6 protein-coding genes and 6 tRNA genes are annotated in these 12,571 nt (G+C 54.1%); 6 read left to right on the plus strand and 6 right to left on the minus strand.

Annotated elements, in window-relative coordinates; genetic code table 11:
* The first annotated feature begins 315 nt into the window (after positions 1 to 315).
* The 3 genes from ACN0VL_RS01690 to ACN0VL_RS01700 all read left to right on the plus strand — a co-directional run bounded on the left by ACN0VL_RS01690 (position 316) and on the right by ACN0VL_RS01700 (position 6,870).
* Positions 316 to 5,151, plus strand: coding sequence for an NAD-glutamate dehydrogenase (locus ACN0VL_RS01690; protein ID WP_417614391.1), 4,836 nt, complete (start codon positions 316 to 318; stop codon positions 5,149 to 5,151).
* A gap of 63 nt (positions 5,152 to 5,214) precedes the next feature.
* Positions 5,215 to 6,222: a quinone-dependent dihydroorotate dehydrogenase gene (gene pyrD / locus ACN0VL_RS01695; RefSeq protein WP_417614392.1), complete on the plus strand. Its 1,008-nt coding sequence runs from the start codon at positions 5,215 to 5,217 to the stop codon at positions 6,220 to 6,222.
* A 111-nt stretch (positions 6,223 to 6,333) separates the two neighbouring features.
* Positions 6,334 to 6,870 (plus strand): cell division protein ZapC, encoded by a 537-nt coding sequence (locus tag ACN0VL_RS01700; RefSeq protein WP_417614393.1) that lies wholly within the window; start codon positions 6,334 to 6,336, stop codon positions 6,868 to 6,870.
* Positions 6,871 to 7,173: 303 nt separating this feature from the next.
* Here the strand turns inward: ACN0VL_RS01700 and ACN0VL_RS01705 are convergent.
* From ACN0VL_RS01705 to ACN0VL_RS01730, 6 genes are all read right to left on the minus strand, one after another.
* Positions 7,174 to 7,250: transfer RNA gene (locus ACN0VL_RS01705), tRNA-Met, on the minus strand.
* A gap of 58 nt (positions 7,251 to 7,308) precedes the next feature.
* Positions 7,309 to 7,385: transfer RNA gene (locus ACN0VL_RS01710), tRNA-Met, on the minus strand.
* Between the two features lie 73 nt (positions 7,386 to 7,458).
* A tRNA-Met gene (locus ACN0VL_RS01715) sits at positions 7,459 to 7,535 on the minus strand.
* Positions 7,536 to 7,585: 50 nt separating this feature from the next.
* Positions 7,586 to 7,662, minus strand: a tRNA-Met gene (locus ACN0VL_RS01720).
* A 43-nt stretch (positions 7,663 to 7,705) separates the two neighbouring features.
* A tRNA-Met gene (locus ACN0VL_RS01725) sits at positions 7,706 to 7,782 on the minus strand.
* Positions 7,783 to 7,827: 45 nt separating this feature from the next.
* Positions 7,828 to 7,904: transfer RNA gene (locus ACN0VL_RS01730), tRNA-Met, on the minus strand.
* A 181-nt stretch (positions 7,905 to 8,085) separates the two neighbouring features.
* On the opposite strand from ACN0VL_RS01730, the gene rlmKL reads away from it, so the two are divergent.
* The 3 genes from rlmKL to ACN0VL_RS01745 are packed head-to-tail and all read left to right on the plus strand — an operon-like array spanning position 8,086 to position 12,340.
* A complete protein-coding gene (gene rlmKL / locus ACN0VL_RS01735; RefSeq protein WP_417614394.1) occupies positions 8,086 to 10,185 on the plus strand; it encodes a bifunctional 23S rRNA (guanine(2069)-N(7))-methyltransferase RlmK/23S rRNA (guanine(2445)-N(2))-methyltransferase RlmL in 2,100 nt (699 codons plus the stop codon).
* Between the two features lie 2 nt (positions 10,186 to 10,187).
* Positions 10,188 to 10,418 (plus strand): glutaredoxin family protein, encoded by a 231-nt coding sequence (locus ACN0VL_RS01740; RefSeq protein WP_417614395.1) that lies wholly within the window; start codon positions 10,188 to 10,190, stop codon positions 10,416 to 10,418.
* Positions 10,418 to 12,340, plus strand: a complete 1,923-nt coding sequence (locus tag ACN0VL_RS01745) for an ABC transporter ATP-binding protein (protein WP_417614396.1) — start codon at positions 10,418 to 10,420, stop codon at positions 12,338 to 12,340. Before ACN0VL_RS01740 ends, ACN0VL_RS01745 begins: the two co-directional genes overlap by 1 nt.
* The last annotated feature ends 231 nt before the right edge of the window (positions 12,341 to 12,571 follow it).

A 12,571-nucleotide genomic window follows, 5' to 3' on the forward strand; every position in this document is an offset into this window, starting at 1 on the left:
CCCATTATTAAGCCTGTGCCGATAATACGGCACAGGCTTTTTTATCTATGGCACGGCGCATGGTTATAGCTAACTCACAGCGATCACATAACTATTCAATACAAATAGCCAAATATTCATTGGTATACAAAATAAACGTCGGTAAGAAAAACTTAAGACCGTGACTATATTCTGTTCATCAGTGATCGAGTCGATACTTTGGCATCTTTTTCTATTGCTTTGCTCGCATTCAAAATAGGGCGGGCTTACACTGGTTTAATCCTGTTGGGGAAGAGTCCCCTATGGTCATTGCCTGTATCCGAGGAAAATAACACCATGATATTTCAAGACGCCACAAGGTCCGTGTTACTCGAAAACGTCAACCAATTGGTGACAGAAAAATTTCCCGACACCACCGCAGACCTGGTTAATACCTTCGTCAGCAAGTTATACAGCGGCATTACCCATCACGATTTACACCACCGTAACGACAGCGATTTGTACGGCGCGGCCATCAGCCTGTGGAGCGCCTTCGAAACCCGCAGTGAAAGCACCCCTCATGTTCGGGTATATAACCCCGAACTGGCTCGCCATGGCTGGCAGTCGCCGCACACCATACTGGAGCTGATCACCAAGGATGCGCCGTTTCTGGTCGACTCCATTCGCATGGTACTCACCCGCATGGGCATCACCTCCCATTTAATGCTGCATCAACCCATGCATCTGGTGCGCAATAAACAGGGACAGCTACAGAAAATACTGACCACGACCGAAAAAACATCAGATTACAGTGCAGAAACCGCCTTTTTAATTGAAATAGATCGCCTTCCCCAAGCCAATACCCGCAACCAGCTAAAAGATGAACTGAAATCCGTGGTCGATGAAGTACTGCAAATGGTGGGTGACTGGCAGCCCATGGTCGAGCGACTGAACGACATTATTGACGCGCTGCCCAAGCAGGCCAAGGCCGCCCATCCCGAGCACATGCAGGAGACGCTGGACTTTTTAAACTGGATGGCCGATCACAAGTTCACCCTGATGGGCTATCGTCGCTATCACCTGAAAGCGGTGAAAGACGACTACGAACTGGTGCCCGAGCTCGACACCAGCTTGGGCTTGCTGCGCAATGTCCAGCAGGGCGAAGTTCTCAGGCTCGGCAACATGAACCCCACGGCCCGTGAAGCAGCCTTAAGCAACGATATTCTGATCCTGACCAAGACCAATCACAAGTCCCGGGTACACCGTCCTTCCTATATCGACTATATCGGCATCAAGCGCTTTGACGAACAGGGCAATGTGGTGGGCGAAGACCGCTTTATCGGCCTGTATGCTTCCAATATCTACAATACCAGCGCCATGGATATTCCGCTGATTGGTGCCAAGTTGAAGCGCATACTGGAAGACTCGGAGCTCGAGCCGGGTTCTCATGCCTATAAAGCCTTGCTGAATATTCTGGAAACCTACCCCAGAGACGAATTGATCCAGGCCACCGAAAAAGAGCTGAAAGAGATCGGCATGGGAGTGCTGGCCATGCAGGAGCGCGACATGACGCGCCTGTTTGTGCGCCGGGATTTATTTGGCCGCTTTTTCTCCTGCATGGTGTATGTGACCAAAGAGCGCTACAACACCGCCCTGCGCGAAAAAACCCAGGCGATTCTGCAGCGTTATTTTGGTTCGGAAGAAGAAGTGGAATTCACCACCTATTTTTCTGAAGGCGTACTGGCCCGTACCCATTATTTGATCCGGGTAGCAAACAACGCAATGGATATTGATGTGAGCGAAATTCAGGCCAACCTGATTGAAGCGGCCCGCAGCTGGGAAGATAAACTGGCGCAGTCGTTAACCGTGAGTTTTGGTGAAGCCGAAGGCAAGCGCTTGTCCGGCAAATACGGCAATGCCTTTCCTCGTGCCTATACCGAAAGCGTGATGCCCGGCTCGGCGGTGGCCGATATCGAAAAACTGGAAGCGCTGAGTGATAACAATCCGCTGGGCATGTTGTTTTATCGCGCCCAGGAAGAGCAGCGCGACTCTAACCGGGTACGGTTGAAGCTCTATCACAGAGCCGAGCCGATTCATTTATCCGATGTACTGCCCATGCTCGAAAACATGGGGCTGCGGGTCATAGGTGAAACCCCCCATAAAATAGAATGTGGCGGCGACACCTTCTGGGTACTCGACTTTTCCATGTATTACACCGGCGCCCCGCTGGATCTGGACCACAGCCAGCAACGTTTTCAGCAAGCGTTTGCCAAGGTATGGAATAACGAGCTGGAAAATGACGGCTTCAACCGCCTGCTGCTGGCCACCGACATGACCGGCCGGGAAGTCAGCGTACTGCGAGCCTATGCCAAATACATGCGCCAAACCGGCGTGACCTTCAGCCAGAGCTACATAGAAGAAACCCTGTCGCGTTATCCGCAATTGGCCGAGCTGCTGTTCAACCTGTTTGAACAGCGCTTCTCGTTGACGGTCAAGCAGGATACCGCCCAGCAGCACAAGCTGCACCAGCAACTGATAGCCGAGCTGGACAAGGTTGCCAACCTGGACGACGACCGTATCATTCGCCGCTATATGGAAATGATAGAAGCCACGCTGCGCACCAACTTCTATCAGGCGGCGAAAGACGGCACGGCCAAGGCGTATATTTCCTTCAAGCTGGCGCCGGAAACCATCAGCGACATGCCGCTGCCATTGCCCAAGTTCGAAATATTCGTCTATTCGCCCCGGGTAGAAGGGGTGCATTTACGTTGGGGCAAGGTGGCTCGAGGTGGCCTGCGCTGGTCGGATCGTCGTGAAGACTTCCGTACCGAAGTATTGGGCCTGGTCAAGGCGCAGCAGGTTAAGAATACCGTGATTGTACCGGTTGGGGCCAAAGGCGGCTTCGTCTGCAAACAGCTGCCGGTGGGCGATCGTGCGGCCTTCCTGAAGGAAGGGCAAAACTGCTACCGCTTGTTTATTCGCGCGCTGCTGGATGTGACCGACAATATTATTGACGGTGAGGTGATTCCTGCCCGGGACGTGGTGCGTCACGATGAGGACGATTACTATCTGGTGGTGGCTGCAGACAAAGGCACGGCATCGTTCTCGGATATTGCCAACGAAATCAGTGCCGAATACGGCCACTGGCTGGGGGATGCCTTTGCCTCGGGCGGCTCTGTGGGCTACGACCACAAGAAAATGGGCATTACTGCCCGCGGCGGCTGGGAGTCGGTAAAACGCCACTTCCGTGAAATTGGCATCGACTGCCAGCAAACCGACTTTACGGCGGTGGGCATAGGAGACATGGGCGGCGATGTGTTCGGTAACGGCATGTTGCGTTCCACCCATACGCGCCTGGTGGGGGCCTTTAACCATCTACATATCTTCATCGATCCCAATCCGGATGCGGCGATCAGCTTCAAGGAGCGCGAGCGGTTATTCACCACGCCCGGCTCAAGCTGGGCCGATTATGATGCCAGCCTGATCTCCGAAGGCGGCGGTGTATTCGAGCGCTCGGCAAAGTCGATCACCCTGAGCCCGCAGATGAAAACCTTGCTGGATACCAAGAAGGCTACCTTGACCCCCACCGAGGTGATCCGTCATCTGCTGACGGCCAAGGTGGATTTACTCTGGAACGGCGGCATCGGCACCTATGTGAAATCCAAGCACGAAACCGACGGTGACGTGGGCGATCGCGCCAATGACGCGGTGCGCGTGAATGGTGGCGAGCTGCGCGCCCGTATCGTGGGCGAGGGGGGCAACCTGGGGTGCACGCAACTGGGCCGTATCGAGTATGCGAGCACCGGCGGGCGGATCAACACCGACTTTACCGACAACGTTGGCGGCGTCGACTGCTCAGACAACGAAGTGAACATTAAAATTCTGCTCAACACCCTGGTCGACAAGGGTGAGCTGACCATGAAACACCGTAATCAGTTGCTGCATGACATGACGGATGACGTGACCGATATCGTGCTGACCAACGCCTATCGCCAGTCACAAAGCATCTCCATCACCGAGCACAGAGGCGCCGGCCCCCTCAAGGAACACCAGCACTTTATTCAGTGGCTGGAGCGCGAAGGCAAGCTCGACCGACAGCTGGAATATTTGCCCAGCGATGAAGAAATTGCCGAGCGCATGGCGGCCGGTCGTGGCCTGACCCGACCCGAGCTGGCCATTCTGGTGGCGTACGGAAAAATGGTGTTGAAAGACATGCTCAATATTCCCGAGCTGACCGACAACGACTATATTGCCCGCCTGCTGCCGATGAGCATGCCCGATAAACTGGTGGCCCAGTTTGGCGACGCCCTGATGAAGCATCCGTTGCGTAGCGAGATTATTGCCACTCGCTTAGCCAACATCATGGTCAACGACATGGGCTTTAACTTTGCCAACCGTCTGCAGGATGAAACCGGCGCCAGTATTTGTGACATTGCCGTCAGCTTCATGATTGCCCGGGAAGTGTTTGGCATGGACAGCCTGTTACGGGACATTGAAGCCCTGGACAATCAGGTACCGGCCAAGGTGCAGCTGCAGATGTTCTATCAGGTGCGCCGCATGATACGTCGTGCGACGCGCTGGCTCTTGCGCTCGCGCAATCGCAGCCTGAGCATAGAGCAAACCATTGCGCAATTTAAACCGGCTTATACTGCCTTGTCGGGCCATCTCTATCAGGCCATGGTGGCGTCCGAAGCCAAGGAGATCAAAGAGCAAGTGGCTGCCTTGGAAAAGCAGGGCGTGCCAACCTCGGTCGCAGAACGAGTCTCGCACATGAGCAGCCTGTTTTCGGCGCTGGATCTGGCTCAGGTGGCTGCCGAGCAGGACCGCGACATCAAGGTGGTGGCCGAGCTCTACTTCCTGCTGGGTGCCGAGTTGGAGCTGCACTGGTTCCTGGAGCAAATCAATCACCAGAGCGTGAGCAATCACTGGCAGGCGCTGGCGCGGGCTGCCTTTAGAGAAGATCTGGATTATCAGCAACGTAGTCTCACCGCCGTGGTACTGAAAAACTGTAAAGCGAAAGGTGAATGCGCTAGTATGCTCGACCAGTGGCTGGATGAGCATGAGCAATTACTGAATCGCTGGCGTCACCTGCTGGCTGAATTTAAAGCCTCGGGCAGCCATGAGTTTGCTCAGTTTTCAGTGGCGCTACGCGAACTGAACCTGCTTCATCTTAACTGTCTGAATGCCGTTTGATGTAACGGCGTACTGCACAAAAGCCCCGGCCCTGGCCGGGGCTTTTTTATAAGGACCAAATACGTGTATTCATTGGTAAAACCTCTTCTCTTTCAATGTGATCCTGAGCATGTCCACGAACTGACCATCAAGGGACTGGCGAAAACCCAGCATAGTCCACTGGCCGCCCTGTATCGCCAGCCCAAAATAGTCAACCCGGTCGAGTTAATGGGGCTGACGTTCGACAATCCGGTCGGGCTGGCCGCAGGGCTGGATAAAAACGGTGATTGTATCGACGCCTTTGCCGCCATGGGATTCGGCTTTATTGAAATCGGTACCGTCACGCCCCGGGCCCAGGATGGCAACGAGAAGCCGCGGCTGTTTCGTATTAAAGCAGCCGATGCCATTCTCAATCGCATGGGATTCAATAATAACGGCATCGATTATTTAATCGAAAACGTCAAACAGTCCCGCTATAAGGGAGTGCTGGGCATTAATATCGGCAAGAATAAAGATACCCCCGTCGAGCAGGGTAAAGATGACTATCTGATTTGCATGGAAAAAGCCTATGCCCATGCCGGCTATATTACCGTGAACATTTCGTCACCGAATACGCCTGGTCTGCGAAGCTTGCAGTATGGCGAGGCCCTGGATGACTTATTGTCCGCGCTCAAGCAACAGCAGCGCCAATTGGCCGAGCAGCATAATAAGCAGGTGCCGCTATTGGTTAAAATTGCTCCCGACTTGTCGATGGCCGAAATAGAGCAAGTGGCAGACAGCCTGGTGCGCTACGAAATAGACGGCGTGATCGCCACCAATACCACACTCGATCGAGACCTGGTATTTGATTTGCCGCACGCCCATGAAATGGGGGGATTAAGCGGGCGTCCGGTGCAAAATAAAAGCACCCTGGTGATCGCCGAATTATCGCGCCGCCTTGCCGGTCGTTTGCCTATTATCGGCGTCGGTGGTATCGATTCATTGACCGCAGGCCGCGAGAAAATGGCAGCCGGTGCCAGCCTGGTTCAGATATATTCCGGCTTTATTTATCAGGGGCCCACTCTTATTCAACAGCTGGCGCGTCACCTTTAATTCGATTATTGTTCATAACAGTTTGCTCCCCGGTCAAAATGCGATATATGATAAGTACTGGGGAAGACAAAATTCATAATAATGAACATATAAACATGAGGTGTGACCTGGATGTTACTTCAACCAAATGATCAGTGGCGCTGGTTTATGGGCGAAGATAAACACCTGATGCTGGACTTGGGGGCTGATATGCTGTTTAGCAGCCCCTATCTCAAAAAACATTTGGTGTGCCCAGAGGATCTGGATCAATGCTTTTCGGTAGAAGATACCGGGCTGTATTATAATTTTCTCGATAAACTGTCCTCGATCAGCTCCTCAGCGCAACGGGTACAGACGGCGCTGAACGGCGTGGCCGTGGCGCGTTTTTACAAACCCTTGATGCCGCAAAGCTGGTTTTTCGAGCCTCAGGCTGATTATCACCAACCCGAACTGGGCGAGCTGATTGCGCTGGATACCTCTGCCGAATGGCTGACCCTGATGGTGGTGGAAACCTCGCCGTCGGCTTCCGTGTGTATTTCCTTGTCGGGCAATCAACTGTTGTCCGGTAGCAAGCGTCTACCCACCTTTGGTGCTATCAAGGTGATGAACGACAGGATCATCAGCCTGGACAGCGGTAATCAGCAAGAAGAAATTCGCAAGGTGGGTTAAATACAGCGATAAGCGACAGACATAAGACGTGTTTTTGTAGGGTCGAATTCATTCGACCAAGGTCTTGCCGTAGGGTGAGCCGTGAAAGGTAAGGCGTGAGGGGTAAAGTATCGACGACAGGCTATGCTTTCACCTCACACCTCACTCTTTACGCCTTACGATTTTTTCAAACAGCATAAGCTCACTCAAATAAATGAGAGACAAGAATCAGAATAGAGTTACAGCTTGAATGGGGTGTTTTAAATTTGTGTTCGAGAGGGGCTAACAGGGTAGGGGAGTGCTGATAGGAGATATATATGTAATTGGTTGCGGGAGCCGGATTTGAACCGACGACCTTCGGGTTATGAGCCCGACGAGCTACCAGACTGCTCCATCCCGCGTCCATGACTTACATATTACTACTTTTAATACCTTTAAAACATAATGCCCAGTTTAAGTTGGTTGCGGGAGCCGGATTTGAACCGACGACCTTCGGGTTATGAGCCCGACGAGCTACCAGACTGCTCCATCCCGCGTCCATAACTTACTGGTACTACATGTAAAGGGTACTGCTTACGTCTTGCTTTTTGAATCTGATTGTATATCAAGTGGTTGCGGGAGCCGGATTTGAACCGACGACCTTCGGGTTATGAGCCCGACGAGCTACCAGGCTGCTCCATCCCGCGCCAATAACTTGATATCACACCATTACATTCAAACTTTACTGCTATTAAGCTGGTTGCGGGAGCCGGATTTGAACCGACGACCTTCGGGTTATGAGCCCGACGAGCTACCAGGCTGCTCCATCCCGCGTCCACTGCTTAATCTCTACTACTTATACATCTGTTGTTCAAGTTGGTTGCGGGAGCCGGATTTGAACCGACGACCTTCGGGTTATGAGCCCGACGAGCTACCAGACTGCTCCATCCCGCGTCCATTACTTAAACGCTACTGCTTTTCTACTACTGCTTTCTGAGCTGGTTGCGGGAGCCGGATTTGAACCGACGACCTTCGGGTTATGAGCCCGACGAGCTACCAGGCTGCTCCATCCCGCGTCCTCAGGCTGCGTATACTAGTGATCCGGCTCACTGAATGCAAGGGCTTAACCAGAACTTTATTCCGTATGCGCAACAATGCCGCAAGATGATTATTTAACACACAAAAAGCGGCAAGTTTTACAGTATTACGCCGGTTTGAGGTATAATACGGCCCTCTTTTTATTAGACAAGCGTGACTATGCTGCCGTTTTTTGCTACTTGCCCCAAGGGCCTGGAATCCTTACTCACCGATGAACTGAAAAACCTGGGCGCGACCGACCTTCAGGAAACCGTGGCCGGTGTGGCCTTCAAGGGAGAACTGGCCACTGCCTATCGTGCCTGCATGTGGTCGCGGCTCGCCTCGCGTATAATGTTGCAGCTGGCCGAGCTGACCATGCGCACCGACATGGACCTGTATTTAGGTGCAGCCAACATCGAGTGGGAGCAGCATATTCAACCAGGTCAAACCTTTGCGGTAGACTTTTCGGGTGGCAACGAAGCGATCACCAATACCCAGTATGGTGCGCTGAAAATCAAGGATGCCATCGTCGACCGGTTGACCAAGCGCTGGGGCGAACGACCGAACGTCGACAAGCGCACCCCCGATATTCGTATCCTGGCGCACCTGAAGCGCAATAACCAGCTGAGCATTACCCTGGACTTGTCTGGCCCCGCCTTGCATCAGCGTGGGTATCGCCAGCAGGCCGGCGAGGCCCCCTTGAAAGAAAACCTCGCGGTTGCCATTTTGCTGCGCAGTGGCTGGGACATCACCAAGCCATTGGTCGATCCCATGTGTGGCTCGGGTACCTTACTAATAGAGGCCGCCCTGATGGCCGCCGACCATGCGCCCGGTTTATTGCGCGTGCGGTTCGGTTTTATGGCCTGGAGCGGTCACGACCGTGAACTGTGGCAGGAAATCAGTGCCGAGGCCACGGTGCGCGCGACTCGTGGCTTGAAACAAGGCAATACCGAGCTGTATGGCTTTGACCAGGACAAGCGGGTATTGGCGTTTGCCGAAGAAAATGCCCAGGCCGCCGGGGTGGCTGCCTTTATTCGTTTTAGAGCCGGCGGCATCAATGACCTTGTCAATCCGGCGGCCGAGCCGGGCTGGGTGATCTCGAACCCGCCTTACGGCGAGCGCTTGAGCGAGTTTCCTTCTTTATTAGGCCTGCATCAGCTGTTGGGCGATAAACTGCGTGAGCAATTCAAGGGTTGGCACGTCAGCCTGATCTCCAGCTCCCCCGAATTGCTGAGCTGCTTGCGCCTGCGTCACGAAAAAATCTACAAGTTATTCAACGGTGCCCTGGCCTGTGATCTGCGCAACTATCTGATTGCCGAAGATGCCAAAGCCGCGCGCCCCCTGGCGGAAGACTTTGCCAACCGCCTGGCTAAAAACCTCAAGACGCTGGAAAAGTGGGCCAAAGCCGAGCAAATAGATTGCTATCGTCTGTACGATGCCGACTTGCCGGAATACAACGCCGCCATCGACCGTTACCTGGATTACATCGTGATTCAGGAATACGCGGCACCGAAAAGCATTCCCGAATACAAGGCCCGCGGTCGCTTTTACGATCTGGTGCAGGCCACCATGACGGTGACGGGTGTAGAAGGCCGCAAGGTGATTTTAAAGGTACGTGCCCGCCAGCAAGGTCGCGAGCAGTACGAAAGACTGGATCGCCGCGAGCAATGGATGCAGGTGCAGGAGCATAATGCACAGCTGCTGGTTAACCTGCACGACTACCTGGATACCGGCCTGTTTCTGGATCACAGACCGATTCGCAAGCAACTGGGCAAGATGGCCAAGGGCAAGGATTTTCTTAACCTGTTTGCCTATACCGGCAGTGCCACCGTGCATGCCGGACTGGGCGGGGCCAAAACCACCACCACGGTGGACATGTCGAAAACCTATTTGGGCTGGGCCGAGCGCAACATGGAGCTGAACGGCCTGACCGGACGCCGCCACCAGTTTATTCAGGCGGACTGCCTGCAGTGGCTGCGCCAGCCCGGTGACGATTACGACCTGATCTTCGTCGATCCACCGACGTTTTCCAACTCCAAGCGCATGGAAGATGCCTTCGACATACAGCAGGATCATCTCGAACTGCTGACGCTGTTAAGCAAGCGACTGCGAGCCGACGGAGTGATGATTTTTTCGAACAACAAACGTCACTTCAAGATGGACATGGACGGACTGGCCGAGCTGGGTCTGGTGGCAAAAGACATTACCAAGGGCAGCCTGCCCAAAGACTTTGCGCGTAACCCGCACATTCACAACTGCTGGGAAATTCGCTGGAGCTGATCATGAGCCTGACGCTGTTTTCTACCGATGGTTGCCACCTGTGCGAGCAGGCCTGGTCGCTGCTGGAACAAACCGGCTTGAGTGCCGATACCCGGCTTGAAGATATTATTGACGACGAACGGTGGATGGCTGCCTATGCGGTGCGCATTCCGGTATTGCTTCGCCCGGACGGCGGTGAGCTGGACTGGCCCTTTACGGCCGCCGATATTCTTGAATTTACTAGAGTGACTTAATGAGTTTATTAACCCTGCAAAACGCCCAGCTGGCGTTTGGTGATGCCCCGTTACTGGATGGGGTAGAGTTTAATATACAGGCCGGAGAACGGGTCTGTATTGTGGGCCGTAATGGTGCCGGCAAGTCGACGCTGATGAAGGTGATTGCCGCCGAATTACAGCTGGACGACGGCCGCCGTCAGCTACAGCAGGGCATCAATATCGCCCGACTGGAGCAGGATCCCCCCCAGGTTAACGACGATCAAACCGTGTTTGACTATGTGGCCGGTGGTCTGGCCGAAATGGGGGCCTTGCTGGCCAGGTATCATCATCAGCTGGAAAAAGTCGGTCACGACCACTCAGAAAAAGCGATGAATGAGTTGATGCGCCTGCAAGAGCAGGTAGAAGTGGCCAACGGCTGGCACTTCGATACCCGCATCAACCAGAGCCTGACGCTGCTGGAGCTGGATGGTGATACGCGCCTGAACGACTTGTCCGGCGGCTGGCTGCGTAAAGTGGCTCTGGCCCGGGCCTTGACCAACGAACCGGACATTCTGTTGCTGGATGAGCCGACCAACCACCTGGACATAGACGCCATTGCCTGGCTGGAAAGCTTTTTGCTGGATTTTAAAGGTGCCATCGTGTTTGTGAGCCACGACCGGGCCTTTATTCGTAAAATGGCCACCCGTATCGTGGATCTCGATCGTGGCAAGCTGTCCAGCTGGCCGGGCAACTACGACGACTATCTGGTCAACAAGGAAGAAGCCCTGCGCGTGGAAGCAGAGCAGAATGCCTTGTTCGACAAGCGCCTGGCACAGGAAGAAGCCTGGATCCGCCAGGGGGTCAAGGCACGTCGTACCCGTAACGAAGGCCGGGTGCGCGCCCTTAAGGAGTTGCGTAACGAACGCAGTCAGCGTCGTGAAAGTATCGGCAAGGTCAACGTGACCCTGGACGAAGTGCGCCGCTCCGGCAAGATAGTGTTTGAGGCAGAAAACCTGAGCTTTGCCTACGAAGACAAGCCCTTGTTGAACAACTTCTCTACCTTGATTCAGCGTGGCGATAAAATTGCGCTGGTGGGGCCGAACGGTTGCGGCAAGAGTACCCTGATCAAGCTGTTGCTGGGCAAGCTGGAGGCCGACTCCGGTACCCTGAAGTGCGGCACCAAGCTGGAAGTAGCGTATTTCGATCAGTATCGCGAACAGCTGGATCCGGAACGCACTGTCATGGACAACCTGGCCGAAGGCAAGCAGGAAGTGGAAGTAAATGGCCGCAGCCGTCATGTGCTGGGCTATTTACAGGATTTCCTGTTTGAACCCAAGCGCGCGCGTACTCCGGTTAAAGCCCTGTCCGGTGGCGAGAAAAACCGTTTGTTGCTGGCACGGCTGTTTTTAAAACCCAGCAACCTGCTGGTGCTCGATGAGCCCACCAACGATCTGGACGTAGAAACCCTGGAGCTGCTCGAAGAGTTACTGTCCGAGTATAAAGGTACCTTGTTGCTGGTCAGCCATGACCGGGACTTTATAGACAATACCGCCACCCATTGCTGGCTGTTTGAAGGGCAGGGCAAGGTCAGCGAATTTGTCGGCGGGTATCAGGATATGCAGCATCAGCTGTCCTATCGTGCGCCTGTGCAGAGCAAAACCAGCCAGAGCAAGGCAAAAGCCGCACCGCCTGCAGCCAAAGTGGAGGCAGCTGCCGACACCAAGGCCAAAATCAGCGGCAAGAAGCTGTCTTACAAGCTGCAGCAGGAGCTGAACGGCTTGCCGGCCAAACTTGAGCAACTCGAGCAAAAAATCGAGTCGTTGCAGGAAGTGGTGAATGCGCCCGACTTCTTCAGCAAGAGTGAAGATCTGACCCAGGCCACCTTGCAGCAGCTGGCCGAGGCCGAAGCCGAATTTGAACTCGCCTTTACCCGTTGGGAAGAGCTGGAAGCCCAGAGCTAAGCCCCCCGGATAAGCTGATCCTGAAACACTCCTCTGCCTGGCAGGGGAGTGTTTTTTTGCCTTATTGCCGTGCAGGCCCCACTATCTTCTTCTAGCCTGGTAATGTATTTTGCTTCCCGCTTCCCGCTTCCCGCTTCCCGCTTCCCGCTTCCCGCTTCCCGCTTCCCGCTTCCCGCTTCCCGTTGAAGTGGTCCGTTTCTGTCGCAGGGGGAAAATAAAAAAATGCATTGT

Origin of the sequence: Oceanisphaera sp. (genome assembly GCF_048268965.1) — a bacterium.
Taxonomy (GTDB): domain Bacteria; phylum Pseudomonadota; class Gammaproteobacteria; order Enterobacterales; family Aeromonadaceae; genus Oceanimonas.

Bases quoted from the DNA above. Each gene is read 5' to 3' on its own strand.
- ACN0VL_RS01690 (WP_417614391.1), top strand. From the start codon at position 316: ATGATATTTCAAGACGCCACAAGGTCCGTGTTACTCGAAAACGTCAAC.
- ACN0VL_RS01700 (WP_417614393.1), top strand. From the start codon at position 6,334: ATGTTACTTCAACCAAATGATCAGTGGCGCTGGTTTATGGGCGAAGAT.
- rlmKL (WP_417614394.1), top strand. From the start codon at position 8,086: ATGCTGCCGTTTTTTGCTACTTGCCCCAAGGGCCTGGAATCCTTACTC.
- ACN0VL_RS01740 (WP_417614395.1), top strand. From the start codon at position 10,188: ATGAGCCTGACGCTGTTTTCTACCGATGGTTGCCACCTGTGCGAGCAG.
- ACN0VL_RS01745 (WP_417614396.1), top strand. From the start codon at position 10,418: ATGAGTTTATTAACCCTGCAAAACGCCCAGCTGGCGTTTGGTGATGCC.